Source organism: Stappia sp. ICDLI1TA098 (assembly GCF_054880955.1).
Genome location: NZ_JBTZBT010000001.1, coordinates 2,182,746 through 2,209,214, shown reverse-complemented (window position 1 = coordinate 2,209,214; position 26,469 = coordinate 2,182,746). Strand labels below are relative to the sequence as shown.

Annotated in this window: 26 protein-coding genes, 1 tRNA gene and 1 pseudogene; 15 read left to right on the top strand and 13 right to left on the bottom strand. The window is 64.7% G+C overall.

Going from position 1 to position 26,469, the window contains the following annotated elements; translation table 11 throughout:
- Window positions 1–5: 5 nt before the first annotated feature.
- Window positions 6–1,247, top strand: coding sequence for a bifunctional alpha/beta hydrolase/OsmC family protein (locus ACSLUQ_RS09830; protein ID WP_461808402.1), 1,242 nt, complete (start codon window positions 6–8; stop codon window positions 1,245–1,247).
- 33 nt (window positions 1,248–1,280) lie between these two features.
- Here the strand turns inward: ACSLUQ_RS09830 and ACSLUQ_RS09825 are convergent, their stop codons facing one another.
- The 6 genes from ACSLUQ_RS09825 to paaN form a co-directional block, all read right to left on the bottom strand.
- On the bottom strand, window positions 1,281–2,003 hold the full coding sequence (locus ACSLUQ_RS09825) for an ABC transporter ATP-binding protein (RefSeq protein ID WP_417774352.1): 723 nt from the start codon (window positions 2,001–2,003) through the stop codon (window positions 1,281–1,283).
- Window positions 1,990–2,799 (bottom strand): ABC transporter ATP-binding protein, encoded by an 810-nt coding sequence (locus ACSLUQ_RS09820; protein WP_461808401.1) that lies wholly within the window; start codon window positions 2,797–2,799, stop codon window positions 1,990–1,992. The genes ACSLUQ_RS09825 and ACSLUQ_RS09820 overlap by 14 nt, the downstream gene beginning before the upstream one ends.
- Window positions 2,796–3,743, bottom strand: a complete 948-nt coding sequence (locus ACSLUQ_RS09815; protein ID WP_417774354.1) for a branched-chain amino acid ABC transporter permease — start codon at window positions 3,741–3,743, stop codon at window positions 2,796–2,798. The genes ACSLUQ_RS09820 and ACSLUQ_RS09815 overlap by 4 nt, the downstream gene beginning before the upstream one ends.
- Window positions 3,743–4,615 carry a branched-chain amino acid ABC transporter permease gene (locus ACSLUQ_RS09810; RefSeq protein WP_461808400.1) on the bottom strand — a complete coding sequence of 291 codons (873 nt, stop codon included), beginning with the start codon at window positions 4,613–4,615 and terminating at the stop codon, window positions 3,743–3,745. The genes ACSLUQ_RS09815 and ACSLUQ_RS09810 overlap by 1 nt, the downstream gene beginning before the upstream one ends.
- 154 nt (window positions 4,616–4,769) lie before the next feature.
- Complete coding sequence (locus tag ACSLUQ_RS09805) at window positions 4,770–5,924, bottom strand: ABC transporter substrate-binding protein (protein ID WP_461808399.1); 1,155 nt, start codon at window positions 5,922–5,924, stop codon at window positions 4,770–4,772.
- A 72-nt stretch (window positions 5,925–5,996) separates the two neighbouring features.
- Window positions 5,997–7,658, bottom strand: a complete 1,662-nt coding sequence (gene paaN, locus ACSLUQ_RS09800) for a phenylacetic acid degradation protein PaaN (RefSeq protein ID WP_461808398.1) — start codon at window positions 7,656–7,658, stop codon at window positions 5,997–5,999.
- Between the two features lie 271 nt (window positions 7,659–7,929).
- Between paaN and paaG the strand changes: the two genes are divergently transcribed.
- The 5 genes from paaG to lhpI all read left to right on the top strand — a co-directional run bounded on the left by paaG (window position 7,930) and on the right by lhpI (window position 12,384).
- Entirely contained in the window at window positions 7,930–8,760 is an 831-nt protein-coding gene (gene paaG / locus ACSLUQ_RS09795) for a 2-(1,2-epoxy-1,2-dihydrophenyl)acetyl-CoA isomerase PaaG (RefSeq protein WP_461808397.1), read from the top strand.
- Entirely contained in the window at window positions 8,757–9,242 is a 486-nt protein-coding gene (gene paaI, locus ACSLUQ_RS09790; RefSeq protein ID WP_417774359.1) for a hydroxyphenylacetyl-CoA thioesterase PaaI, read from the top strand. The genes paaG and paaI overlap by 4 nt, the downstream gene beginning before the upstream one ends.
- A 53-nt stretch (window positions 9,243–9,295) precedes the next feature.
- Window positions 9,296–10,609, top strand: a complete 1,314-nt coding sequence (gene paaK, locus ACSLUQ_RS09785; RefSeq protein ID WP_417774360.1) for a phenylacetate--CoA ligase PaaK — start codon at window positions 9,296–9,298, stop codon at window positions 10,607–10,609.
- A 66-nt stretch (window positions 10,610–10,675) separates the two neighbouring features.
- Window positions 10,676–11,275, top strand: coding sequence for a TetR/AcrR family transcriptional regulator (locus tag ACSLUQ_RS09780; protein ID WP_417774361.1), 600 nt, complete (start codon window positions 10,676–10,678; stop codon window positions 11,273–11,275).
- A gap of 113 nt (window positions 11,276–11,388) precedes the next feature.
- A complete protein-coding gene (gene lhpI / locus ACSLUQ_RS09775; RefSeq protein ID WP_417774362.1) occupies window positions 11,389–12,384 on the top strand; it encodes a bifunctional Delta(1)-pyrroline-2-carboxylate/Delta(1)-piperideine-2-carboxylate reductase in 996 nt (331 codons plus the stop codon).
- An 83-nt stretch (window positions 12,385–12,467) separates the two neighbouring features.
- Here lhpI and ACSLUQ_RS09770 read toward each other — a convergent pair whose 3' ends face one another.
- The 3 genes from ACSLUQ_RS09770 to ACSLUQ_RS09760 are packed head-to-tail and all read right to left on the bottom strand — an operon-like array spanning window position 12,468 to window position 14,748.
- Entirely contained in the window at window positions 12,468–13,574 is a 1,107-nt protein-coding gene (locus ACSLUQ_RS09770; RefSeq protein ID WP_461808396.1) for an NADH:flavin oxidoreductase/NADH oxidase, read from the bottom strand.
- An 8-nt stretch (window positions 13,575–13,582) separates the two neighbouring features.
- Window positions 13,583–14,044: a VOC family protein gene (locus ACSLUQ_RS09765; protein WP_417774364.1), complete on the bottom strand. Its 462-nt coding sequence runs from the start codon at window positions 14,042–14,044 to the stop codon at window positions 13,583–13,585.
- On the bottom strand, window positions 14,041–14,748 hold the full coding sequence (locus ACSLUQ_RS09760) for a type 1 glutamine amidotransferase domain-containing protein (protein WP_461808395.1): 708 nt from the start codon (window positions 14,746–14,748) through the stop codon (window positions 14,041–14,043). The genes ACSLUQ_RS09765 and ACSLUQ_RS09760 overlap by 4 nt, the downstream gene beginning before the upstream one ends.
- Before the next feature lie 99 nt (window positions 14,749–14,847).
- Here ACSLUQ_RS09760 and ACSLUQ_RS09755 point away from each other — a divergent pair, with 99 nt between their 5' ends.
- On the top strand, window positions 14,848–15,741 hold the full coding sequence (locus tag ACSLUQ_RS09755; RefSeq protein ID WP_461808394.1) for a LysR family transcriptional regulator: 894 nt from the start codon (window positions 14,848–14,850) through the stop codon (window positions 15,739–15,741).
- 15 nt (window positions 15,742–15,756) lie between these two features.
- On the opposite strand, the gene ACSLUQ_RS09750 is transcribed toward ACSLUQ_RS09755, so the two are convergent.
- A complete protein-coding gene (locus ACSLUQ_RS09750) occupies window positions 15,757–16,698 on the bottom strand; it encodes a LysR substrate-binding domain-containing protein (protein ID WP_461808393.1) in 942 nt (313 codons plus the stop codon).
- A 126-nt stretch (window positions 16,699–16,824) separates the two neighbouring features.
- Between ACSLUQ_RS09750 and ACSLUQ_RS09745 the strand changes: the two genes are divergently transcribed.
- The 5 genes and pseudogenes from ACSLUQ_RS09745 to ACSLUQ_RS09725 form a co-directional block, all read left to right on the top strand.
- Entirely contained in the window at window positions 16,825–17,811 is a 987-nt protein-coding gene (locus tag ACSLUQ_RS09745) for a TRAP transporter substrate-binding protein (RefSeq protein ID WP_461808392.1), read from the top strand.
- A 54-nt stretch (window positions 17,812–17,865) separates the two neighbouring features.
- Window positions 17,866–18,366, top strand: coding sequence for a TRAP transporter small permease (locus ACSLUQ_RS09740; protein ID WP_417774369.1), 501 nt, complete (start codon window positions 17,866–17,868; stop codon window positions 18,364–18,366).
- Window positions 18,363–19,664: a TRAP transporter large permease gene (locus ACSLUQ_RS09735; protein WP_417774370.1), complete on the top strand. Its 1,302-nt coding sequence runs from the start codon at window positions 18,363–18,365 to the stop codon at window positions 19,662–19,664. Before ACSLUQ_RS09740 ends, ACSLUQ_RS09735 begins: the two co-directional genes overlap by 4 nt.
- A 28-nt stretch (window positions 19,665–19,692) precedes the next feature.
- Complete coding sequence (locus tag ACSLUQ_RS09730; protein ID WP_461808391.1) at window positions 19,693–20,736, top strand: NAD/NADP octopine/nopaline dehydrogenase family protein; 1,044 nt, start codon at window positions 19,693–19,695, stop codon at window positions 20,734–20,736.
- Window positions 20,737–20,864: 128 nt separating this feature from the next.
- Window positions 20,865–21,065, top strand: a pseudogene (locus tag ACSLUQ_RS09725) (IS3 family transposase); the annotation flags it as partial.
- Between the two features lie 178 nt (window positions 21,066–21,243).
- On the opposite strand, the gene ACSLUQ_RS09720 reads toward ACSLUQ_RS09725, so the two are convergent.
- Complete coding sequence (locus ACSLUQ_RS09720) at window positions 21,244–23,046, bottom strand: DEAD/DEAH box helicase (RefSeq protein WP_461808390.1); 1,803 nt, start codon at window positions 23,044–23,046, stop codon at window positions 21,244–21,246.
- Here ACSLUQ_RS09720 and ACSLUQ_RS09715 point away from each other — a divergent pair.
- Entirely contained in the window at window positions 23,045–23,707 is a 663-nt protein-coding gene (locus ACSLUQ_RS09715; RefSeq protein WP_461808389.1) for a toxin-activating lysine-acyltransferase, read from the top strand. The two genes, ACSLUQ_RS09720 and ACSLUQ_RS09715, sit on opposite strands and share 2 nt — an antisense overlap.
- Before the next feature lie 96 nt (window positions 23,708–23,803).
- Window positions 23,804–24,484 carry an imm11 family protein gene (locus tag ACSLUQ_RS09710; protein ID WP_461808388.1) on the top strand — a complete coding sequence of 227 codons (681 nt, stop codon included), beginning with the start codon at window positions 23,804–23,806 and terminating at the stop codon, window positions 24,482–24,484.
- A 238-nt stretch (window positions 24,485–24,722) separates the two neighbouring features.
- Here ACSLUQ_RS09710 and ACSLUQ_RS09705 read toward each other — a convergent pair whose 3' ends face one another.
- A complete protein-coding gene (locus tag ACSLUQ_RS09705; RefSeq protein ID WP_461808387.1) occupies window positions 24,723–25,169 on the bottom strand; it encodes a MarR family winged helix-turn-helix transcriptional regulator in 447 nt (148 codons plus the stop codon).
- Window positions 25,170–25,254: 85 nt separating this feature from the next.
- Between ACSLUQ_RS09705 and ACSLUQ_RS09700 the strand changes: the two genes are divergently transcribed.
- A complete protein-coding gene (locus ACSLUQ_RS09700) occupies window positions 25,255–25,713 on the top strand; it encodes a hypothetical protein (protein WP_461808386.1) in 459 nt (152 codons plus the stop codon).
- Window positions 25,714–26,179: 466 nt separating this feature from the next.
- Here the strand turns inward: ACSLUQ_RS09700 and ACSLUQ_RS09695 are convergent.
- Window positions 26,180–26,253, bottom strand: a tRNA-Gln gene (locus ACSLUQ_RS09695).
- Window positions 26,254–26,469 lie beyond the last annotated feature (216 nt).

The window sequence follows — 26,469 nt, the reverse complement described above, 5'->3', positions numbered from 1 at the left end:
GCAAGATGGCAAGTCCGGTCCGGCTGACGTTCAAGGGGCACGACGGGTCGGACCTGTCGGCGCGGCTCGACCTGCCGGCGGGACCGGTGCGCGCCTATGCTCTCTTTGCCCATTGTTTCACCTGTTCCAAGGACCTGACGGCGGCACGGCGTCTGGCCGAGGCATTGACCGGCGCGGGCATCGCTGTCCTGCGCTTCGACTTCACCGGGCTTGGCGGCTCGGGTGGCGATTTCGCCTCGACCAACTTCTCCTCCAATGTCGCCGACCTGCTGAAGGCTGCCGACCATCTGCGCGAACGTCACGAGGCACCGAAGCTGCTGATCGGCCATTCGCTGGGCGGGGCAGCGGTTCTGGCGGCGGCGCACGGCATTCCCGAGGCGGTCGCGGTCGCCACCATCGGCGCGCCGGCTGACGCGGAGCACGTTACCCGCAGCTTTCACGCGGATCTCGGCCGGATCCGGGAGGAGGGCAAGGCGACCGTTACGCTCGAAGGACGCGCATTCACCATCGAACGGCAGTTCCTGGAGGATGTCTCGGCGCAGAACCTGACCGACCGGATCGTGCATCTGCGCAAGGCGCTTCTCGTCCTGCATGCGCCGCGCGACGCGGTGGTGGGGATCGACAATGCCACCGGCATCTTCGTCGCCGCCCGTCATCCGAAGAGCTTCGTCTCGCTGGACAATGCCGACCATCTGCTTTCCGATCCGCGCGATGCAGCCTATGCGGCCGGCGTGATCGCCGCCTGGGCGGAGCGCTATCTGCAGAGCGAGCCCGCTCCGGCCGGCGAGGAGCCCGATCCGCAAGGCGTGCTGGTGTCGGAGACCGGACTTGGGCGCTATCAGGCGACGGCGAAGAGCGGTTCGCATCGCCTGATCGCCGACGAGCCGGAAGCGGTCGGCGGCCTCGACAGCGGCCCCTCGCCCTATGACTACCTGTCGGTTGCGCTCGGGGCCTGCACGGTGATGACGCTGCGCATGTACGCCGAGCACAAGGGGATCGCGGTCGGCCGGCTCTCGGCAAGGGTGATCCACGGCAAGGTGCATGCCAAGGATTGCGCCGATTGCTCGCAGGAGCAGAAGGCGCGCGGCGGCAAGGTCGATCGCTTCGAGCGTCGGATCCGGATCGAGGGCGAGGTGGACGACGCGACACGGGCGCGGCTGATCGAGATCGCCGACAAATGTCCGGTTCACCGCACGCTGGAGGCCGGCGCTGCCATCGTCACCCGCGAGGAAAGCGGAACGGATTGAGACGAAAGGCGGCTGGCCGCCGTCCGCTTTCCTTCAGACGCCGAGATAGGCTTCGCGCACCCGCTCGTCCGTGAGAAGCGCCTTTCCGGCGCCCTCCATGACGATCTCTCCGGTCTCGATGACATAGCCGCGGTTGGCGATGGAGAGCGCCGCGAAGGCGTTCTGCTCCACCAGGAAGACGGTGACGCCGTCCTCGTCGCGCAGCCGCGTCACGATCTCGAACACCTGGTCGACAAGCACCGGCGCCAGCCCCATGGACGGCTCGTCGAGAAGCAGCAGCTTCGGCTTGCTCATCAACGCGCGGCCGATGGCCAGCATCTGCTGCTGGCCGCCGGAGAGCCCGCCCGCCGCGTTGCGCCGGCGTTCCTTGAGAACAGGGAAGAGGTCGTAGACATGGGCAAGGTCGTCGGCGATTTCCGCATCCTTGCGCAGATAGGCCCCGAGGCGAAGATTGTCCTCGATTGCGAGCGGGGCGAATATCTGCCGCCCTTCGGGAACCTGGGCGATGCCTGTGGCGACACGGGCATGCGGCGAGAGGCGGGAGATGTCCTTGCCCTCGAAGCGGATCTCGCCGCCTGTTCTTGGCTGGACGCCGGAGAGCGTGCGCAGCAGCGTCGTCTTGCCCGCGCCGTTGCCGCCGACGAGCGCCACGATTTCGCCGGCGCGAACCTCGAGCGAGACGCCATGCAGCGCCTCGATGCGGCCGTAGGCCGAGCGCAGGCCGTTGACCGAGAGAAGCGGATCAGTCGAGCGCAAGGTTGGCCTCCCGCGTGCCGTGGGTTCCAAGATAGGCCTCGATGACCTTCGGGTTGCGGCGGATCTCCTCGCCGGTACCTTCCGCGAGCTGGCGGCCCTGGTCGAGGACGAGGATCCGGTCGGAAATTCGCATGACGAGCTTCATGTCATGCTCGACGAGCACGACAGCGACGCCCTCGTCGGCGATCCGGCGCACCAGCTTCTCGATTTCCTCGGTCTCCACCGGATTGCAGCCGGCCGCCGGCTCGTCAAGGAGCAGGACCTGAGGCTCGGCCGCAAGCGCGCGGGCGATTTCCAGGCGCTTCAGGGCGCCATAGGGCATGTTCGAGGCAAGCGTGTCGGCATAGTCCGTCAGTCCGACGCGGGCGAGCAGCCCGTCGGCGATAGCGGCGCTCTCCCGGTTCTGGCGTCCGGTCGAGGGCAGGGCGAAAAGATGGGCGAGCAGCCCGCGCTTCTCCTTCAGGTGGCGGCCGACCATGACGTTCTCCCGCGCGGTCATGCGGAAGAAGACCTGAAGATTCTGGAACGTGCGCGACATGCCGCGCTCGGCAAGCCGGTTGGGCGCAAGCGCGGTCACCTGTGCACCCGAGAGCGTGACCCGCCCCGTCTTCGGCTGGTAGACGCCCGAGACGAGGTTGAAGAGCGTGGTCTTGCCCGCGCCGTTTGGTCCTATGATCGACAGCACCTGGCCATCGTGGGCTGTGAAGGACACCCCGTCGACGGCCTTGACGCCACCGAAGGAGATGCCGATGCCGTCGACGGAAAGCCGTTCGGCCGCGACGTTTGCGTTCGTCATGTCCGCCTCCGCGATATGAGGGCGGCAAGGCCGGGAACGATGCCGCTGCGCAACACGATCATGATCACCATCATCAGCAAGCCGAGCATGATGTGCTCGTAGTCGTGGAGGCCGGTCAGGAGCTGCGGCAGCACCACGAGGATGGCCGCGCCGGCAACCGAGCCGAGCACCGATCCCATGCCGCCAAGTACCACCATCGTGACCAGTTCGATCGAATGCATGAAGTTGGCGCTGTCCGGCGTCACGAACCCGTTGACGAGGGCCAGCGCCGCACCGGCGACGGCCGCGTAGACAGCGGAGACGATGAAGACGATGAGCTTGGCCCTGGCGACATCGATGCCGGCCACGCGCGCGGCGACTTCGGAATCATGCAGCGCCCGCAAGGCCCGGCCCGTCGGACTTGCCACCAGGTTCACCGCGATCCAGGCCCCGATGACGAGCAGCCCGCCGGTTATCCAGTACCAGGTGTCCGCCCCGCGCACCCGCCAGCCGAACAGCGTCAGCCGGGTGACGGGCATGCCATCGGGACCGCCGGTAAGCCAGGCTTCGTTGGAAATCGCCATGGCGACGAGCATGCCGAAGCCGAGGGTCGCCACGGCGAGGTAGTGCCCCTTGAGGCGGAGGATCGGGCGCCCGACGAAGAAGGCGGTGGCGCCCGCGATAACCGCTCCGGCAAGGGCGGCGAGCAGCGGATGGAGGCCGAATTGCGCCGGCAGTACCGCCACGGCATAGGCGCCGATGCCGAAGAAGCCGGCGTGGCCGAGACTGACCTGTCCGGCGTAGCCCATCAGCAGGTTGAGCCCGATCACCGTCAGCGCCGAGATCCACACCAGCGCGGCGACCCGGAGATAGAAGTTGGAGGGAAGCGCGAAGGACAGCGCCACGACGACAAGCGCGATGAAGACCGGTACCGCGAGCCGGTTGGAAAGGATCTTGTCCAGCATCACACGCGCTCCACGCTGGCCCGGCCGAAGAGGCCTCCGGGCATGACGAAGAGAACCGCGAGGATGACGATGAAGGCGATTGCATCCTTGTAGGTCGACGAAAGGTAGCCTGCGCCGAGCGCCTCGAGAAGGCCCACGGTCAGCCCGCCAACGACCGCGCCAAGCGGATTGCCCATGCCGCCGAGCATGGCGGCGGCGAAGCCCTTGAGCGCCAGCAGCGTGCCGATGTCGTAGCTTGTCAGCGTGATCGGCGTGACCAGGATGCCGGCGACCGCGCCGATGCCGGCGGACACGACAAAGGAGAAGCCGACGACGAAGGAGGTGTTGATGCCGACGAGGCGGGCGGCGAGCCGGTTGGCGGCGGTGGCCAGCACTGCCTTGCCGAGCAGCGTGTGGTTGAAGAACGCCCACAGCGCCACGACGATCACGGCCGCGCCCCCGAGCACCCAGAAGCTCTGGGGCAGGATGGAGGCGCCGGCGAAGCGGATCGGTGCGTCGCCGGAAAAGGCGGGCAGGGAATGAAACTGCTTGTCGAACACCACCTGCGCGACGCCGCGCAAGAATATCGAGGCACCGATGGTGATGATGATCAGCGTCACCGGTGATGCGCCGCGCGCCGGCTCGATGGCGAGCCTGTGCAACAGCAGGCCGACGACCATGGCGACGATGACCGCGATCAGGCCCGCAACGGGCAGCGGTACGCCGGTGGCGGCGACGAAGACCGTTGTCATGCCGCCGAGCATCACGAATTCGCCCTGCGCGAAGTTCACGACCTCGGAAGCGTTGTAGATGATGGTGAAGCCGAGGGCGACCAGCGCGTAGACCGCGCCGACCGTCAGGCCGGAAATGCAGAATTGCAGGAACTCGGGCATGGGGCTCGGGCCTTGGGCGTCGTTATTGTCGGCGTGGCGTCATCGCCTTGCCGGTGGTCGTGCGGGTGTGATGCGTCGGCGCGGACGGGTTTCCCGGCATCCGCCCGCCGCCGCTGTGTGTCGCGGCGGCGGGCGGGGCGCTCGGGGGCGTCTCTTACTCGGCGAGGGCCCAGTCGCCGTCCTTGATCTCGAGCATGCGGAATGCCGTCAGGTCGAGACCGAGGTGATCCTCCGCCGACATGTTGACGACGCCGGCCGTGCCCATGAAGCCCGAGGTCTTCTCGATCTCGTCACGGATCGCCTTGGGATCCTCGGAGCCGGCACGCTTCATCGCCTCGACCAGAATCATCAGGCCGTCATAGGCGTGGCCGCCGAAGGTCGAGACCGGCTGGCCGGTGGAGGCCTCGTAGGTCGCCTTGTACTCGGTGACGACCGGCTTCTGGGCGTCGTCGTCCGGCAGCTTGTCAGCGACGAGAAGGGCGGAAGCGGGAAGCCGCACGCCGTTGGCCGCGTCACCGGCGAGGTCGATGAAGGACTTCGAGGCGACGCCGTGGCTCTGGTAAAGTGGCACCTCGATGCCGAGCTGGCGATAGTTGCGGGTCACGATCGCCGGCCCCTGGCCGAAGCCCGGGTTGACGACGGCCTGAAGGCCTTCGGCGTTCTTGATGTTGGTGAGCTGCGGCGTCATGTCGGAATCCTTGGGACCATAGGATTCGTCGGCCACGACCTCGATGCCGTAATCGCCGACCACCGCCATGCACTGCTCGCGCATCGACTTGCCGAAGCCGCCGGTGCCGGAGATCATGCCGATCTTGGTCATGCCGTGCGCCTTCAGGTCGGCGAAGATCTTTTCGCAGGCCATCTTGTCGGTGTGCGGGGTCTTGAAGGTGAACTCCTTCACCGGGTCGATGACCACGACCGCGCCGGCAAGCGAGATGAAGGGGATGCCGGCATCCTCGAACACCGGGATCATCGCCATTGTCGCGCCGGTGGTCGAACCGCCGACCACGGCGACCACGCCGTCGTCCTCGACAAGGCGGGTGGCGAAGGTGCGCGCCTTGTTGGCATCGCCGCCGTCGTCATAGACGACCAGCTCGAGGTCCTTGCCGTTCACGCCGCCGGCTTCGTTGATCTTCTTGACGTAGATCTCGAGCGTCTTGGCTTCCGGGTCGCCCAGGAAGGACGCCGGACCTGTCACGGACAGCGAGGCGCCGATCTTGATGTTCTCGGCCGCCGCCGGCGAGCCGGCGAAGATCGCAGCACCGGCCAGAAGCGCGGCGCCGCCAAGGATTTTTCCGTAAGTGCGCATGTGATTCCTCCCATTACAGTTCAAGGCAAGTGACCGGCCCCACCTCCATGGCGCCGGCGAACGCCAACCGGTCTATGCAGCGACCGGCCGACGCATGGCCGCCACGCGGAACCGGTTCGCGACGAACGCACTGTCGCACAGACAGGCGTTGCCGGCCGGGTTCGCTCCGGTGACGTGGTAGTCGGAGTAGGCGGCGGACTGGTTGACGAAGATGCCGCCGGTAAGATTGACGGAAAGGGCGACGCCGGCATCGGCGAAGGCATCGGCTGCCTTGTCGATCACGGCTTCGTCGGTGGCGTAGAGCGCCGCCGTGATCGCGCCATGCGTCCTGGCCGAGCCGGCCGCGCGGGCGATGGCATCGTCGACGCCGTCCGTCGCGATGATGAAGCTGATCGGACCGAAGCGCTCTTCCAGATAGGCGCTCTCGTCCCTGGCGTCGACGGCGAGAATGAGCGGCGTCGCCGAGCGCGCACCGTCCATGCCCTCGACCGGGGCGCTTTCGCGCAGCACCTTGCCGAGGCCGTGCGCGGCCGCGACACGCGCAAGGGTCGCTTCGCTTTGCACCGCGCCAAGCACGCCGGCGGCCCGTTGCGGATCGCCGAGGAGCTTGTCGACGGCGGTGGCGATGGCCTGCGCCACCTCGTCGAAAGTCTTGTGGCCGTCGTCGGTCTCGATGCCGTCGCGCGGAACGTAGATGTTTTGCGGCGCGGTGCACATCTGCCCCGAGTAGAGGGACAGCGAAAAGCCGATATTGCCGGTCATGCCGCGCAGGGTGTCGGTGCCGGTGACGACGATGGAATTGACGCCGGCCTCCTCGGTGTACACGAGCTTGCCCTTGGCATTCTCCCGCACCCAGGCGCCGAAGGCCGGGGAGCCGGTGAAGTCGATGATCGCCACGTCGGGATGGGTGACGAACTCCTTGGTGAGCGGCTTTTCGGCCGTATCGGCGGCAAGCTGCAGCACGTTCGGATCGAAGCCCGCCTCGACGAGGACCTCGCGGCCGATGCGCACCGTGAGCGCCAGCGGCAGGATCGCGGCCGGATGCGGCTTGACGATCACCGGGTTGCCGGTGGCAAGGCTCGCGAAGAGACCCGGATAGCTGTTCCAAGTCGGGAAGGTGGCGCAGCCGATGACCAGCGCCGGGCCGCGCGGAACGATGCGGAACACCTTGTCGAGCACAAGCGGCTCCTTCGGCCCCTGCGGCTTTTCCCAGCGCACGCTGCCCGGAATGCGGCTCATCTCGTCGTAGGCATAGGCAATCGCCTCGAGGCCGCGATCCTGGGCGTGGGGGCCGCCGGCCTGGAAGGCCATCATGAATGCCTGCCCGGAGGTGTGCATCACGGCGTTGGCGAAGAGGAAGCTCAGGGCATTGATCCGCGCAAGCATCTCCAGCAGAACGCCAGCGCGCGCCTCGGCCGAGGCCGAGCCCCAGCCCTTCATCGCCGTGCTGGCGGCCGCGACCGCCAGATCCGGCGTCGTCTCCGGGTAGCTCACGCCAAGATCGAGGCCATAGGGACTGATCTCATGGCCGACACGCTCGCCGGTCGATGGCTGGTCGATCTCGAACGGCTTGCCGAGAAGCGCCTTGAACGCCTCTTCCTGGTCGCCCTTGGCGGTTTCGCCATAAATCTTGCCGGAGGGCATTTCCGGGTAGGCGGACCAGTAGCCACGGCTGCGGATCGTCTCCACCGCCTTGTCGAGCGTTGCCTTGTGCTTGTCGAAGAATGCCGCCATTCCGGTCTCCCTGTCGCCCCGCCAAGGTTTGTCCGATCAAGCTTCGCCGGGCAGGCCTTCGCCCGCCGCCAGCGCGCCCGTCGCGGGGTCGTCTCTGGTCGTTGTCGCGTTTTCGGACGCGATTGACAGCGCCCATCTGACGATCATAATAATTTACCGACCGGTTGGTCAGTCAAGTTAAAAATCCACGTTTCGCCATTCGGTCCCTGGGCGGGTGAGGGCCTGGCCGGTGACGGCGAAACAATACGGATGGAACGAAAAGGGAGGTCTCATGGACCAGGCAGACACTGCCGCGCCGGTTCTCTCGACGCGGGACGGCGGCGTGCTCGTCGTCACGCTGAACCGGCCGGACAAGCTCAATTCCTTCAACGAGGCGATGCATGCGGCCCTGCGCGAGGCGCTTGACGTCGCCGAGGCCGACGCGGGCGTGCGCTGTGTGCTGCTGACGGGCGCCGGACGCGGCTTTTGCGCTGGACAGGATCTGTCCGATCGCGTCGTCGCGAACGACGGTCCGGCTCCCGACCTGACCAAGACCATCGAGGCCAACTACAATCCGCTGGTGCGTCGTCTGAAGGCGCTGCCGAAGCCGGTGATTTGCGCTGTGAACGGCGTTGCCGCAGGGGCCGGGGCCAACATCGCCCTTGCCTGCGACATCGTGCTGGCGGCCGAAAGCGCCAAGTTCATCCAGGCTTTCTCGAAAATCGGCCTGGTGCCGGACAGCGGTGGCACCTGGTCGCTGCCGCAGCTCGTCGGCCTTGCCCGCGCCAAGGCGCTCGCCATGCTCGCCACGCCCGTCCCGGCGAAACAGGCCGAGGATTGGGGCATGATCTGGCAGGCCGTTCCCGATGCCGAGCTCATGGAGCGGGCCATGGAACTCGCCACGGGGCTCGCCACCGCGCCGACCTATGGGCTCGGCCTGATCAAGCAGGCGATGGAGGCGGCAACCGTCAACGACCTGGACACGCAGCTCGACCTGGAGCGCGATCTCCAGGGGCGCGCCGGCCGCTCGCCCGACTACCGCGAGGGCGTGTCCGCCTTCATGGCGAAGCGGGCTCCGGCCTTTACTGGCTGCGCGCCGGACGACGGGGAGACGGGACGATGAGCGGTGGAACGATGGATGCGCGCGGCCTCGACCGCGACGCGCTGGCGCGTGCCTGCGCCGACGCCATGTGGGAAAACGACCGGGCGAGCCAGGGCCTCGGCATGGAAATCATCGAGGTCGGGCCGGGCCGCGCGGTTCTCGCCATGACCGTTGGCGAGACGATGGTCAACGGCCACGGCATCTGCCACGGCGGCTTCGTCTTCACGCTCGCGGATTCGGCCTTCGCCTTCGCCTGCAACAGTCACAACCAGAATACGGTCGCCAGCCATTGCTCGGTCAGCTTCCTGCGCCCCGGCCGGCTCGGCGAGCGGCTGGTGGCAACGGCTGTCGAGCGCTGGCGCGAGGGGCGCTCCGGCATCACCGATGTCACCGTGGTCAATGAAGCGGGGGAGACCGTGGCGGAGTTCCGCGGCAACTCACGCACGATTCGCGGCACGCTCCTGCCCGAGGGAGAGGCCGCAGCGGGAGGGCCGGCCGCCTGATCCGGCCGATATTTCACGAACAGAATATCCTTGCACGTTCCGGGAGGAAAACCATGCTTGACCTGTCGCCCAAGGCCGGCGATCTCGAACCCATCGAGACCGCTTCGCGCGACGAGATTTGCGCACTTCAGCTCGACCGGCTGAAGTGGTCTCTGCGCCACGCCTATGAAAACGTTGCCCACTACCGCAAGAGCTTCGATGACGCCGGAGTGCATCCGGACGATCTCAAGACGCTCACGGATCTGGCGAAGTTCCCCTTCACGCAGAAACAGACCCTGCGCGACAACTATCCCTTCGGCCTGTTTGCCGTGCCGCGCGAGGAAGTCTCGCGCGTCCATGCCTCCTCCGGCACGACCGGCAAGCCGACGGTGGTCGGCTACACGCGCAACGACATCCGCACCTGGTCGCAGGTGGTCGCCCGTTCGCTGCGGGCCGCCGGCGCCCGTCCGGGCATGATCTGTCATGTCGCCTACGGCTACGGCCTGTTCACCGGCGGCCTCGGGATCCACTACGGCGCCGAGGAACTCGGCATGACCGTCGTGCCGATCTCCGGCGGCATGACCGAGCGTCAGGTGACGCTGATCGAGGACTTCAAGCCCGACGTGATCATGGTGACACCGTCCTACATGCTGGCGATTCTCGATGAGTACAAGGCACGTGGCATCGATCCGCGCTCCTCGTCTCTCAAGATCGGCATCTTCGGCGCCGAGCCCTGGACCAACGCCATGCGTCAGGAAATCGAGCAGGCTTTCGACATGCATGCCGTCGATATCTACGGCCTGTCCGAGGTGATGGGGCCGGGTGTCGCCAACGAGTGCGTCGAAACCAAGGACGGACTCCACATCTGGGAGGATCACTTCTATCCGGAGGTGATCGACCCGGTGACGGGCGCGGTGCTGCCCGATGGGGAGGTGGGCGAGCTGGTCTTCACGTCGCTTACCAAGGAAGCGATGCCGGTCGTGCGCTACCGCACCCGCGACCTGACCCGCCTTATGCCGGGAACGGCCCGCTCAATGCGCCGCATGGAAAAGATCACCGGCCGGTCCGATGACATGATGATCGTGCGCGGTGTCAACGTCTTCCCGACACAGATCGAGGAGCAGCTGCTGCGCGTGGATGGCCTGTCGCCCCACTATCAGGTGGAATTGACACGCACCGGTCGCATGGACGAAATGACCGTCCATGTCGAGGCGCTCGCCTCGCACGCGGATGACGCGCATCGCGCCTCCGCCGCGGCGGAACTGCGCGCGCATCTGAAGAACGTCATTGGTGTCAGCGCCCGTATCCATGTCTCCGACCCGGAGACGATGGAGCGTTCGATGGGCAAGGCCCGGCGCGTCATCGACAATCGGCCCAAGGAAAGCTAGGGCAGCAACGAAACCGGCGCGATGGCGGGCGGAAGGCCCGTCGTCGCGCGAGAAACGGAGACGGCCATGGCTCGGCCGCGCGCTGACGACTACGACGAGAAGCGCAAGGCGATCCTGAAGACCTCGGCGGGACTCTTCGCCGAACATGGCTTCGATCGCGCGTCGATGAACCAGATTGCGCTTGCCTGCGGGGTTTCGAAGGCGCTGGTCTACCACTACTACGCCAACAAGGATGCTCTGCTTTTCGACATCATCCGCGACCACCTCGACGACCTGATCGGCGCGGTCGAGGATGCCGCGCCGAAGGATGGCGATGGCGAGGCGCGCCTGCGTGCCTATGTGAGCGCTCTGCTCGATGCCTATCGTGACGCCAACGCCGAGCACAAGATCCAGATCAACGAGATGAAACGCCTGCCGGCTGAGCAGCAGGAGGAACTGAAGGAGCGCGAGCGCGCATTGGTGAAGCAGTTCGCCGGAGCGCTCGTTGCCGCTGTGCCGTCACTGGGCAATGGTTCGACCTTGCTGATGCCGGTGACCATGAGCCTCTTCGGCATGATAAACTGGCACTATCTCTGGTTTCGCGAGGGAGGGCCGGTCAGTCGCGACGACTACGCGGGCATCGCCACACGGCTCATCCTCGATGGTGCGCGCAGCATCGCCGGGTAGCTCCCTTGCGTGCTGGCACGGCTTCTCCTTGAGCCGGGGCGAGGTTGACGCCATGATCGGCCGGCCGGCACGCCGGTCCGATCATCCCGCCACGACTTCCGAAAGGATGCCTTATGCTGCAACTCGACGAAACCGCGACACGCGAGGCTCTCGACTGGTCAGCCCTGATCGAGGCCCTGCGCGCGATGTTTCGCGACGGATGCGAGATGCCCGTCCGTCATCACCATGACTTCAAGGTGCCAGGAGAGGCTGACGGGACACTGCTGCTGATGCCGGCCTGGGTGCCGGGTCGCTACCTCGGGGTGAAGCTTGCGACGGTCATCCCCGGCAATGGCGCACGCGGGCTTCCCGCCGTGATGGCAAGCTACATGCTGTCCGATGCGACCACCGGGGAGATGCTGGCGCTCGTCGATGGTGGGGAACTGACCGCGCGGCGCACTGCCGCCGCCTCCGCGCTTGCAGCCGATTATCTCGCCCGACCGGGAGCGCGCCATCTGGTCATCGTCGGAACAGGCCGGCTTTCGACCAATCTCGCCGCCGCCCATGCCGCCGTTCGGCCGCTGTCGCGCATTTCCGTATGGGGGCGCGACCCCGAGAAGGCCGCCGCCGTCGCCGAGAAGATTTCCGAGGAACTCGATATCCTGACCAGGCCGGTGGAGGACCTGAAGAGCGCGGTTGCAACCGCCGACATCGTAAGCTGTGCAACCCTTTCGGAAGCTCCGGTCGTGCTCGGCGAGTGGCTGCCCAAGGGGTGCCATCTCGATCTCGTCGGCGCATTCAAGCCATCGATGCGCGAGAGCGATGACGAGGCTATCTCGCGGGCGCGCGTCTTCGTCGACACCCTTGCAGGGGCGACCAAGGAAGGCGGTGATATCGTCCAGGCGCTGGAATCGGGGGTGTTGTCGGAAGAGAAGATCGAGGGCGACTTGTTCGATCTCACCGGCGGACGGCTCGCTGTCCTGCGCGATGATGACGACATTACGCTCTTCAAGTCGGTTGGCGCGGCGCTCGAGGATCTCGCCGGAGCCATTCTCGCCTATGAGACCGCTGCGGGACACGGCGTTGGAAACGCCGAGGCGCCCGAAGCCCGACTGCCGCCGATCCCCTGATCGATCGACGACGGCATTTCGCAAGAAGAAGGGCAGGGCGGCATCGGCCGTCCTGCCCTTCTCCCGTTTTGGTGTTTGTGCGGTTAGCGGGGCGCGAACAGATCCTTGTGAAGACGGGGCTGCGCGCGCAGGTACTGCGGGGAGACACGAACCTGCGCGCCGAGGCGCGCCGCTGCATGCCACGGCCAGCGCGGGTCGTAGAGGATGCCGCGCGCGATACCGATCATGTCGGCGTCGCCGTTGCCCAGGATCGCTTCCGCATGCTCGGGTTCGGTGATCAGCCCGACGGCGATGACGGGCATGTCCACCGCCTGCCGGACAGCGCGGGCGAGCGGCACCTGATAGCCCGGGCCGATGGGGATCTTCTGCGCCGGATCGAGCCCGCCACTGGACACGTGGATCGCCGCACAGCCGCGCGCCTCCAGCGCCTTCGCAAAGGCGATGGTCTGCTCCGCGTTCCAGCCGCCGTCCGCCCAGTCACTGCCCGAGACGCGCACCGTCACCGGCCGGTCGGCGGGGAATGCCGCGCGCACCGCGTCGAACACTTCCAGCGGGAACCGCATCCGGTTTTCCAGGCTGCCACCGTAGTCATCCTCGCGTCGGTTGGAGAGCGGCGAGAGGAATTGGTGCAGCAGGTAGCCGTGGGCTGCGTGGATCTGGACAGCATCGATCCCGAGGCGCGCGGCGCGCCGTGCGCTGTCGGCAAAAGCCTCGCGCACTCGCTTCAGTCCCTCCGCGTCGAGCGGTGTGGACGCGGCAGTCCCCGGCAGGCGCGGTTCAGGGGAGGGGGCCTCCACCTGCCAGCCGTTGGCATGATCGGGCGCGAGCTGCCCCTCGCCACGCCAGGGGAGGTCGGTCGATGCCTTGCGCCCGGCATGGCCGAGCTGGATCGCCACAGGCATGTCCGACCAGCGGCGAACCGCTGAGAGAACCCGGCCCATGGCGGCTTCCGTCGCGTCGTTCCAAAGGCCGACGTCGGCAAAGCTGATACGGCCTTGCGGACAGACCGCGGTCGCCTCGATTGTCAGGATCCCGGCGCCCGACTGGGCAAGCTGGGACAGGTGGGCCAGGTGCCAGTCGTTCATCTCGCCGTTTTCGGCGCTGTACTGGCACATGGGAGCGATCACGATGCGGTTGGCGAGCGTGAGCCCGCCAACCGAGATCGGCTCAAAAAGCCTTGGCGTTGCCATGAGGTGCGTTACCAGCTCCCGGTGTTCGGCATCGTTTCCCAGGGCGCTGCCGGAGCCTTGGCTTCGCCGGCCTGGAGCAGCTCGACCGAGATGCCGTCCGGTGTCTTGACGAAGGCCATGTGGCCATCGCGCGGCGGGCGGTTGATCGTGACGCCAGCGTCCATCAGCGTCTGGCAGGTCGCGTAGATATCGTCCACCAGATAGGCGAGATGACCGAAGTTGCGGCCGCCCGAGTAGGTCTCCGCGGCGCTGCCGTCTTCCGCGGGCCAGTTGTAGGTGAGCTCGACTTCCGCCTTGGCCCGCTTGCCCTTCTCGGAAATATCTTCCGGCGTGGCCAGGAAGATCAGGGTGAAGCGGCCCTTTTCGCTCTCCATGCGCCGGGTCTCCTCGAGACCAAGCATGTTGAAGAAACGGATCGTCGCATCAGGGTCGGTGACGCGGATCATCGTGTGCAGGTACTGGGTGGTCATGCAGTTTTCCCTTCCTTCAGTGTCGTCATCAAGAGATCCGCGGTTATGCCGGCGGAGGCCGGGTTCTGGCCGGTGACCAGATTGCCGTCGCGGATCGCGAAAGGCTGGAAGTCGGGCGCCGATTCATGCCGGGCGCCGAGTTCCCTCAACCGACTTTCAAGCAGGAATGGCACCGCCTTGTCGAGGCCGACGGCTCGCTCCTCGCTGTCGGTGAAGGCCGCGACACGGCGGTCCGCAACGAACGGTGTGCCGTCTGCTTTGCGCGCACCGACCAGGCCGGCCGGACCGTGGCAGACCGCCGCGATGAACTTGCCGGCACTGTCCATCGTCTCGACGATACCGGCCAGCGCGGCGTTTTGCGGATAGTCGAACATCGTTCCGTGCCCGCCGGGCAGGAAAACAGCGTCAAAGTCGTTCGGGTCGAGTGCGTCGAATGCCGGTGTCTGCGAGACCTTGGCACGAAAGTCGTCGTCGGCCAGGTAGCGCTCGACGGAGGCATCGTTCTCGCCGGCAGGCTTGACGCTGCGCGGGTCGATTGGAACGGGGCCGCCTGCGATCGAGGCCAGCAGGACGTGGGCGCCACCGTCCTGGAAGGCATAATAGGGCGTCGTCAGTTCCTCCAGCCAGATGCCGGTCGGCTCGTCGGACGAGCCCATGGTCGATGCGGAGGTGGCGATCATGAGAATTCGAGGTGAGTGTCGCATTCGATCTCTCCTTGTGCTGCATCGGCATATGGTGGTGGAATGGCATGGAGCCACAGAAGGCAAATCGACAGCAGCCATAAAATATTTTATGGACTGCTCATGTCGATCCAGCATTTGAGAACCTTCGTCGAGGTCTACCGTCAGCGCTCCATCAGCGAGGCGGCGCGCGTTCTCGGCATGACCCAGCCCGCCGTCTCGCAGCATGTGGCCGCGCTGGAGGCCCAGCTCGCCCGCCCGCTGTTCGAGCGCCATGCCCGCGGTGTTCGCCCGACGATCATCGCCGAGGATCTCGCGGCGAACCTGGGCGATACGCTCAATGTCGCCGAGGCGGCGCTTGCCGGGGTCAAGGCGCGCTCGGCGCGGCTGTCGGGGACCGTCCACATCGCGGCCCCCTCCGATTACCTTGCGGAGAATATCGCGCCGTGTCTGGAAGCGCTGGTGACGGCAGGGCTCGACCTGCGCCTGCACATCGGCGGTCGCGAGGCGCTCTATGCGATGCTGTTGGAGGACCGTGTGCATCTGGCGCTGACAGCCTCGCGGCTGGAGGATCCGCGCCTCGCCTTCGAGCCGATCGGCGTGGAGAGGCTGCTCGCCGTGGCGGCTCCGGCGGTGGCCGCGCGCATCGCGGCTTGCGCCGATCTGGCGACCGCGCTTGGCGACACTGCCCATATCGCCTACGACCTCGACCGGCCGCTTCTGCGCGACTGGCTTTCGGTCAACGGCCTGTCGCTGCCCGGACGCGCGCCGGCGGTGACCGTTGCCGATCTGCGCGTCTTGCGGGCAATGCTGCTCAACAGGGTCGGCTGGACGGTGCTTCCCGACTATCTGACGATCGAGGAGCGCCGGGCAGGGCGTTTGGTCGTGATCCCCGCGCCGATCCGTTCTCCTGAAAACACCTTCCATCTTGTCTGGGAGAAGAGCGCTCTGCGCCACCCGCGCGTCGCCTTTGCCCGCGATGTGCTGCTGCGTGCGCTGTCGGTCCGGCGGGGATGAACGGCACCCCTGGCGCTAGGTGAACGCCCACCGCGCCAGAGTTGGTTCGATCTCGTCACGAAGCACGTCCTGCATCCAGTTGATCGGTGCGGACAGCTTCGAATGAAGCGGGGTGATCGCGGAAAACATCAGGCGAACGCGTGGCTTGAACGGCTTGATCACCGTTGCCTCCGACACGGTCGCCCGGGCCGAGAAAGGGTCCATGAGCGCGAGGCCTATGCCCTGCCGGACGAGGCTGCCGGCGGTTGCGGCGAAAAGGATCTCCGCGACGATGTTGGGAGCGATCTTGGCCCCGGAGAAGACGTCGTTGATCTGCGGGCGAATGCCGCCGCTCTGGCCGAGCACGATCAGCGACTCGTTCTTCAGATGTCGCGCCTGAACGACGTCATGGGTGGCAAGCGGGTGGTCCGCCGGCATCATGCAGACCGCGTCGACGCCGGTTTCGTGAATGATGCGCACGTCGGACGTGCCGCTGGGCAAGGTGCAGAAGCCGAGGTCGTGCTGGCCACGTCCGACCTGATCGGCGATCGCGATGGATGTGTCGGTGTGTATGCTGAAGGTCAGCTCTGGAAAACGGTGTTTTAGCGCCTTTACCACAACGGCAACGAAGCCTAGCGAAAGGAAGGGCGGAGCGGCGATGCGGATCAGCGCTTGCGGAAAACGGCGGATCTTCCGTGCCGCCTGCTCGACCTGGTGCAGGCCGAGGAAGACCCGTTCGACCTCCTCCATCAGGCGCAGGGCATCGTTGGTGGGGCGCAACTTCGGTCCGTTGCGCTCGAACAGCTTCAAGGAGAGCGAAAATTCGAGGTCGGCGATCAGCCGGCTGACCGCCGGTTGCGTGATCGACATCATCTGGGCGGCGGAGGTCATGCCGTTCGTTTGCATGACAGCGCGAAAAGCCTCGATTTGGCGGATGGTTATATGCGGTAGCTGATCGGTCGGGCCGGTTTCTTTCATAATTTCCACGCATGATTAAATGCCAAGGTGCAATTTGACATTATGATGATACGGCCCGACCCTCTGTCAACCACGGGGCTTTTGTCCCATGGCAAAATCACCAAGGGGACACTGAAGGAAAAGACGATGAGCACCATCGGCCGCCTGACCGCTATTTCTGCCCTCGCGATTGCGATGGCCTTGCCCGCGAGCGCTGAGACGCTGCGCCTTTCCACCCAGGCCAATGCGCCTCATCCGTGGCTCGACGCAGCAGAAGTGCTGCGCGAGGACATGCTCAAGGCGACGGACGGGCGCGTCGATATCCAGATCTTCAGCGGCGGCGCGCTTGGCAAGGACGCCACGGCGCTCGACGAGATGCGCATGGGCACTATCGACCTGCTGATCGGCGGAACGCAGGAGGCGACGCCCTTCTTCCCCGAGTACCAGCTCTTCAGCCTGAGCTACCTGTTCGCCAACGAGGAGGTGCTGCGCAAGGCGGTGGCTCCCGAGAGCGCTATCTCGGACTATTTCCAGAAGGTCTACGTGAAAGGCGGAACCGGCCTCAAGCTGCTCGCCCTGACGGGCGGCGGCGTGCGCAACCTCTCCAACAACACCCGTGCTGTCACCTCTATCAAGGACATTGCCGGAATGCGCATGCGCGTGCCTGGCTCGCGCATGGATGCGCTGATGTGGGAGACCTCGGGTGCGCTGCCGACCTCTCTTCCCTTCACCGAGCTCTATACCGGCATGCAGACCGGTGTGGTCGATGCATTCGAGAGCACCATCAGCGCCTATGTCGCCAACAAGCTCTATGAGGTCGCGCCCTATCACGCGCGCACCGAGCACCAGTTCATGGTGAGTCACATCACCATGAGCGAGGCGGCTTTCAACCGGCTGAGCGAGGACGACCAGGCGGCGCTGATGCGTGCGGCCGCGCATGCCTCGCAGGTCGCTATCGACGCCGGCATCAAATACGACCAGTCCCTGCTCGAGCCCTATGTCGCCGCGGGCCAGATCACGGTGACGGAGGTCGACAAGGCCCCGTTCATCGAGATCGTCAGGCCGCTTCACGATGAGGTCGCTGCCGACCTCGGCGTCACCGATCTGCTGGAACTGATCCGCAACATCGACTGATGGGCACGGCGAGGCGGCCGTAACTGGCCGCCTCGCCGCAAGGGGAGAAACAGTGTGCTTTCCAGGGTCAACTCAACAATTGAGAAAATTCTGACGACGGTCGGCGGGCTTCTGTTCGCGACCTTCATTGTCGTCATCCTGTTCCAGGTTTTCGCCCGGAACTTCATCGCCATGTCCTTCGTCTGGACGGATGAACTGGCGATGTTCTGCTTTATCTGGACGGTGTTCCTGGGGGCTGCGGTCGGCTACCGGCGCGGGCTCCACTACGTGGTGGAGATCTTTCCCGAGCATTTCGTCAGAACCAACGGCGTGCTGAAGCTGCTGGCCCTGGTGCTTGGCTTTCCGCTGATCTGGGTGCTGGCGACCAGCGGCTGGGATTACGCCCAGCTCGGCTGGCGGCGCTATTCCTTCTCCATCGGCTATCCGCTCTTCTACCAGAACATCTGCGTGGCGCTGAGCGGTGCGGTCATGATCCTCTTCACGGTCGAGATAGCGATCCGCGATCTGAAGGCCCTGCGGGCCGGCACCGTCATTCGCAGCGAGGTCGTGGAATGACCCCCATCATCGTCCTTCTCGGCAGCTTCCTCGCGTTGATTTCCCTGCGCGTGCCCATCGCCTTCGCCATTGGCGTCGCCTCGCTGCTGACCGTCCTGCTGCTCGGCCTGCCGCCGACGTCGGTGGTCAACCAGATGGTCTCCAACATCAACTCCTTCGCCCTACTTGCCGTTCCGTTCTTTCTGCTGCTCGGCCGGCTGATGAACGATAGCGGCATCACCGACCGGCTGATGACCTTCGCACAGACGATGGTGGGCCATATCCGCGGCGGGCTCGGCCACATCAATGTGCTGGTCAGCATGATGTTCGCCAGCATGTCGGGCTCGGCCGCCGCCGACACGGCGAGCGTCGGCGCGATCATGATCCCGGCGATGACAAAGGCCGGCTACCCCGCGCCCTTCGCGGTGGCTCTGACGGCGACGTCCTCGACGCTCGGCGTCATCATCCCGCCCTCGATCCTCTTCGTGATCTACGGTGCCTTCGGCAACATCTCGATCGCCGCGCTTTTCCTCGCCGGCCTGCTGCCGGGCGTCCTGATCGGCCTGACGCAGATGGGCTACACCTACTACGTCGCGACCCGCTACAACGTGGCCAACGCGGAGAAGGTGGACCTTTCTGGGAAGCTCAAGGCAGGTCGCCGCGCCGCGCCGGCCCTGCTCATTCCGATCATCATCCTGGGCGGCATCACCAGCGGCTTCTTCACCGCCACGGAGGCGGCCTCGGTTGCCGCCCTTGTTGGTCTGATACTGGCGGTGGTGCTTTACCGGACCGTCAAGGTCGGCCAGCTCTTCGAGCTTTTGTCTTCCACGGTCGTTGCCTATTCGCTGCCGATGTTCGCGGTTGCTGCCGCCGGCATCATGGGCTGGCTGATCGCCTACATGGGCATTGCCCGCGATGTCGCCGACTTCATCCTCTCGGTCTCCGACCAGCCGATCGCGGTTCTTGTGATGGTGATGATCTTCTGCCTGATCATCGGAACGGTGCTGAGCCCGATGACCGCGGTGATCATCTTCCTGCCGATCATCCAGGAACTGACGTCGATCGCCCATATCTCCGATATCCACATGGGGCTGGTGGTCTGCCTGTCGCTTGCCATGGGGCTCACCACGCCGCCCTACGGCATCTGCTTGCTGATCGCCGCCCAGATCGGAAATGTGCCCATGCCGCGCGCCTTCATGGCGGTGCTGCCGATCATCGGCCTGACGATCCTCGTCATCCTCGGCGTCGTCTTCCTGCCCGAGGTCTTCCTGTTCCTTCCCAAGACCTTCTTCCCGCAATCCTTCGCCCTCGCCGGCTGAGGATATCTGCCAGAATCGCGAGACAGAAATGAAAGTCGCCATCTTTGGTGGCGGGGCCATCGGCCTCGCCTACGCCGCCCTTTTGCTCAACGCCGGGCACGAGGTCCGGATCGCCACCCGCTCGTGCGGGACTGTTGGAGAAACCGCGCTTCGCGTAGAAGGCGCCGTCGCCTTCAGTGGCAGCGTGCACCACGCGCACAGCATCGGCGAGGCGGCGGACTGGGCCGACGTGCTGATCTGCACGCGCCGGGCACCGGGGGTGCAGGACCTGGTAGAGGCGTTGTTGCCGCACGTGCGTCCCTCCCAGACGCTGATTTTCAGCGCCGAGCTGTCCTTCAGTGCCTTTTACGCCCACCAGCGGTTCGCAGCCGCGGGCAGGGGGCTTCCCGTCGTGGCCTGGTCGACGACCGTGGCCACCGCGCAAAGGCGTCCCGACGGCCGCATCGTCTCCAGCACGCTGCGTGACCGGATCGACTACGCAACGGTCGGCGCGCGCACGCCCGACGACAGTGGCGAGATCTGCGAGGCCCTTTTCGGCAAGCGCTTTCATCGCCTGCCCGGGGCGCTCGCCGTTGCGCTCAGCAATCTCAACCCGCCGATCCATCTGGCAAACGGGCTCGCCAACCTGACCCGCATCGAAACGGGAGAGGACTGGGACAATTACGCCAATATCACGCCGGCGGTGGGACGGGTCATCGAGCGGCTCGATACGGAGCGGCTGGCGCTGGCCGAGCGCTTCGGGCTGAACGTGCGCAGCGTTTTCGAACACTATCTGCGCACCTTCCCCGGGATCTCGGCCGGCTCTGTCTCCGAGATGGCCTCGCAGGTCAGTGCGAAGGGACCGCGTACGCCCGGGCCGACATCGATCGACACCCGCTACCTCACCGAAGACATCCCCTTCGGACTGGTGCCGCTGGTCGAACTGGCCCGGCTCGCCGGTGTCCCGATGCCCCTGCACGAGGCTGGCATCGCCCTGGCGGGCGCTTATACGGGACGCGATTTCACGACGGAAAACACGATGCTGGCGAGCATTCGTGAAAGCTGGTCCGTCGAGCGGATGTCTGCTCTCTGACGCCTCGATACAACACAGCCGACAGGCTATCCAACGGGCGCATCGCAAGTCGGTGCGCCCGTTTTGCATTCGACATCAAGACATATCCACGAGAGGCGGTGTCCCCCAGCGTGAGGCAGCACCAGGCTGAGACATTCAGCGCGCGCAAGCGCCGCCTTGTCGGCGACACTGCCTGTGTCGCGAACACCGGCGCGGCGCAGGATCTGCATCGCGAGGCCGTACGCTGAAGAAATGCTTGGCGGGCCTGACGCTCGAAAACCGTCTGCTCAACAAAGCACGATCGCGAATGGGGGCGACGAAGAACGGGGTATCCTTCATCCGAGAAGCTGTAAATCGTCGGGGTTGTCTAGCGCTGGAACCACCAGCGTTGCCAGGAGAGCCTGAACAACGTGAGACCCGTCGATGCCTGCTTCGGCGGGTGCGCAAAACATCGCTCCGGCGCGTCCGCCTCCTCACGCGCGCCGCGATCATGCTCAACCGGTGCGGGGGCGAGCCAAGCCGCCCCGATCAGTCAGGGCGCTTGGGCTTGCGGCTCTTGTGTTTCGATGGTTTGCCGCGATCGGCCGCAGGGGCTTTGTGTTTGTTGGCCGGAGCGCCGTCCTTCTTGAATTTCGGCTTCGCCTGCCACGGCTTCCCGCGCATCTCACCGGCCGGGGCGATCATGATGCCTTTTTCAAGGCTGCCAGGCTGTTCGATCTGCTTCGCGTAGCTGGCGGCCTTGTCGGCGGAAATCTCGAAACGGGTTTCGGTATCGTCGATCTTGATCGCGCCGACATCACGTTTTGTCACGCCGCCAGCGTTACAGATCATCGGCAGCAAGAATTTCGGATCGGCGCGCTGCCGGCGCCCAAGCGAGATGGTGAACCAGACGCCGCCCTCCATGCTAGGGCCGCGGGGCTCGCGAACCGGCGCATGTTCGTCTGCGGAGCGACGCGCACGACTGGAATTCTTGCTTTGCAAGGCTTCATTGGGAAGCGGCAAGAGGTCCTCGGGAACGGGGTGAGTGGCCAGTTGCTGGCGAAGGAACGCCGCTGCAATGCGCTGCGGTCCGGCCCGCTCCAGCAACTCGGCCACAAAATCCGCTTCCAGCTCGTCAGGCGGCGCGGCCGAGGCGGCTGCATCGAGGATCTGCCGACGATAGCGCGCCTCGATCTCCGCAATGCCGGGTGCCGCGCGCACGGTCGCTGTCAGCTTGGCCAATGCAAGCACGCGCTGAGCAGCGCCTCGCCTGTTTTCCGGAACGATGAGCACGCAGATGCCCTTTCGTCCGGCGCGACCGGTCCGTCCGGAGCGGTGCAGCAGGGTTTCCGGGTTGCTTGGCAAGTCGGCGTGGACAACGAGGTCGAGGTTCGGAAGGTCGATGCCGCGCGCCGCGACATCGGTCGCCACGCAGACACGCGAGCGTCCGTCGCGCATGGATTGCAGCGCATTTGACCGCTCCGATTGCGCCATTTCACCCGAAAGCGAAACCACCGAGAAGCCGCGATTGACGAGGCGCGCCGTGAGATGGCGAACCGCTTCACGTGTGTGGCAGAACACCAGGGCGCTTTTGCTGTCGGACTCCAACAGCGCATTGATGATGGCGTGTTCCCGCTCGTCGCGCCGCACCAGCATCAGCTGATATTCGATGTCGGCATGCTGCTCGGTGGACGCGGTTGTCGCGACGCGCACCGCATTGGTCTGCACCGTCTTGGCCAGCTCGGCGATGCCGCGCCGTACGGTCGCCGAGAACAGCAGTGTCCGGCGGTCTTTTGGTGCCGCGCCGAGGATGAATTCCAGGTCGTCGCGAAACCCGAGGTCCAACATCTCGTCGGCTTCATCGAGCACCACCGCGCGAACGGCGCTGAGGTCCAGCGTCCCCCGCGTGATGTGATCGCGCAGGCGCCCAGGTGTGCCCACGACAAGATGAGCGCCACGTGCGAGTGCGCGGCGTTCGTTGCGGATGTCCATGCCGCCGACGCAGGTCGCGATCCTGATCTGCGCCGCCGCGTAGACCCAATCGAGTTCGCGCTGAACCTGAATGGCAAGTTCGCGCGTCGGAGCGATGATCAGGCCCAGCGGTGCGGCAGCTGCGTCAAAGCGCTCGGCACTACCAAGCAATGTCGGCGCGATCGCAATACCGAAGGCGACCGTTTTTCCCGAACCGGTCTGCGCGGATACGAGCAGATCGGCTTCGCCATACTCTTCATTCGTCATCGCCAACTGAACCGGAGTCAGCTGGCTATAGCCTTTGGCCATCAAGGCGGAAGAGAGGGCCGGATGTATGTCGGCGATCGGGGATGTGGAGGGGGAGTCGGTACTCAGCGTCATGGTCACCATCTTTGCGATGCCGCCAGATATCATAATGTGCGCGCTTTGGGCAGTGATAGTTTGCGGGCTTCCCCGCTACTTGGCGTGCGGGGCTGATGACGACACCACACATACGAACGACGCCACGGACACGCCAGCTGCAAGGCTGGCGGCCGATGGTTCGAATGCGGCCTCCCTTGATGCCAGCGGCGCGACGCAGGACGGTTTGCCGGCCGGCTCCCGGATCGCGGATGCGGTGAAAGGCCTCAACGCCGGCCTCGGCGAGATCGTGGCGCTGCTTGCGCGCGATCCCGTGTGGAAACACGCGGCGCTGGCCGATCTGGAATGGCTCGTCTATCCGCCCGGCACCTCAAATCAGTTGCTGACGCTGCGCGGCAAGGTGAAGGGCAGGGGCGGTCAGGACAGCGGCGTCACGGTACCGCTCGGCGTCGCCCTGTGGGCGAAGGTGTCGGAGGATGTCGACGCCAGGCTCAAGGCGCAGCAGGAGGCGGGAATCCCCTTTCGCATCGCACCCCGGGACTGGACGAGCGGCGAGATCCCCTGGGTCCTTGTCGTGTCCGGGCCGGAGGAGGTGCGCGAACGGCTGCACGCCAGACTTCGAAACGATTTGGGAGATCGTCTCAGGGTGTTTGGACCGCCCGTCGCCGGGGTGTCGCAATGACGGTGCTTGATTGGTCGGCAATTGAAATGGGAGCTTGCGGCAGGACGAGGCGCGCGGCGGTCGCAATTGCGTACCTGACAACCCTCAAGACGATGCATGCAGCTGGAGACGATTGAAATGCCGGATGAGATCTGGGTCGGCACTGTTGGCAGCAATTCTCAGCTTTTCGACAAGCTGGGCATTCGTGAAAAGCACTTTGGTCAGGACTGGGCGCCGCCGAAATTCGAGATGGGTACCCCGACAGAAGAACAAGCCAAGCGCTTCAATCGTCATGCGCGGGGTGAAAAACTCCGCCGGGATGAATTCGTCGAGGCGGCCTATGTGTTCGATCCGAAACGCTGGTCCCGGGTGAAGGACCTTTTTGCCGTCGACGGTTTTTTTTGCGTCAAGGGTAAGTTGGCTGAATTGCTCAAGCGATTCGATCTGGGCGACGGGGAGTTGGTGGAGTTTCCCATCTACGAAATGGACAAGACCACGCGACTCCCCGGCCCTTTCTACTTTCTCAATTTCGGATCACAGAAGGACTGCCTGCTGCCGGAAGAAAGCGAGAAACTCAGTCCAGGGCCGAAGAATCCGACGACCGGTTTTCGACGCTGGTGGGCAATAGAACCGAACAATGGGGACATTGTAGTATCGGCATCGGCATTAGATGGAGCTGACATTTGGATCGACCCCAAATTGAATTCGGTGATCTTCATGAGTGGTCCGCTGCATGACGCGATCGAGGCGGCCAAGCTTGGCATCGATTTCCGCTTTTCCAAGGCACGTATTGTCTAACCTGTATTCGGAGCGTTTCAGATGAGTAATTCTCGTTCCCCGTCAGCAGCTAACAGCTCATAGTCAGACACCGCACTCATTGGTCGCCAGTCCACTCTTTGGAGCCGTCGGCCTGCGGTAGAATGTCTGACATGGGGGCTCTGCTACCGCTTAGAGACAGCGTAGCGAAGGTCTGCTTCGAACCCGGATGACGGACGCTGTGTCCGGGCGCGGACGTCGGCTTTACGCAAATTTCGGTTCACCTATCGCCCCGCTCGCCTGGCATCCTGGTTTTTATGACCTTCTGAAGCAGTGCGACGAATTGACGTTTTTCATCTTCAGTGAGACCTGCCAGCCGCACCGCATTCTCTTCCTGCGCCGCCGCTATGGCCGGGCCCTGCAGTGCGCGGGCGTGCTCGGTCAGCCAGACGCGCTGAACCCGTCCGTCGTTCGCATCCTTCTTGCGGGCAACCAGACCATCTCTCTCCATACGCGCCAATGTGTTGGCCATTGTCGCTTGTTCGATGTCGAGCCGCTCGATGAGCTGCTTCTGGGTCAAACCGTCGGTCTCCCACAACTCCAGAAGCGCGGGGAAAGTGCCGGTGGTCAGACCCAGAGGCTTGATCCGCGCAGTTAGACCATGCGCGAAGATGCGCGCCATGTGGTTCGCGAGATACCCCGCTGACTGATTTTTCTCAAACGCCATGGAAGATTGATACCACTTGCATAGCTCGCTATTCAACTGATATATAGCTAGCTATTCATATTTCATCGGATCGAGGAATTTCGTCATGTCCAGAACCATCCATCCTATCGCCGGCGCCGTTGCGCTTCTTACGATCCTGTGTTTTTGGATCTCTACCGCCTTGTCCGAGGCATTTGCCGGAGAACAGGCTGTCACGACAGTCAAGACGTTGGTTCCTTACGGCTTTTTTATTCTTGTCCCTGCCCTGGTGGCCGCGGGCGGCTCGGGTTTCCAGTTGGGAAAACGAATGCGCGGTCCGTTGATCAACGCCAAGAAAAAACGGATGCCCTTCATTGCTGCCAATGGCATTCTGATCTTGATCCCCTCCGCGCTGTATCTGTCTTTCAAGGCGCAGGCGGGTGCATTCGATATGAGCTTCTATGTGGTGCAGGCGGTTGAGTTGATTGCAGGTGCCGTCAATATCATCTTGCTGGGACTTAACATGCGCGATGGACTGCGGTTGTCGCGCAGACGGACAGGACGTCCTGACGCAAGTGCCGGATAGGGCCTTTCATTGAGAGGCGATGCACCCAAACGGGCCTATTCTGATAGTCCCGTACGGCCGGCTCGCCCGCGCAACCGGCCTTGACGGGCACTGCGTCGAACGGCGGGTATTGGGCGCCAAGCTCTGGGGTGGGTAAACGTCCGACCTGGAGCGCGTTGCTGCTCCGCAGCTATCGCCATGCCCGGCAGGTCATCGAAGACTGGAAAAACGAGTACAATCTGAAATGACCACACACGAGCCTCGAAGGACTCACCCCGGACGATCGCAATCCGGGCGCGAAAGGCCTAAAACCAGAGCAGGGCTTATCAGCGCGGACAATCAGGGGAGCAGGTCAAGACGTTCGGAGATTCAGGGGTGAGTTTTGCCCAGAGCTGCCGTTTTTGCTTGGATTCGTGCCCGCCAAGCGCGCGGAAACCGCGCAGCTATCCGTTGGTAAACCCGAAAATGTAATTTGAAGGCAGGTGGTTGGCTGGGGAACCTGGATTCGAACCAGGACTAACGGAGTCAGAGTCCGTGGGTCTACCGTTAACCTATTCCCCAAAAGCCATGGAAACAGCGCATGACCGAAGGTCATAGAGAGTGGGCCGTGGCGGCCACCGCGTTTCCTTGGTGGGGTTTTTAGGAATCTCAGGCCGCGCTGTCAAGCCTCCTTGCGCAATCGTGATCCGGCCTGTGGATCTTTTTTTCGTCGAGGTGCCGAAGTTCCGTGACGTCGCCGGCGAATGACGGGGATCGTTGCGGGCGGAAAATATGATG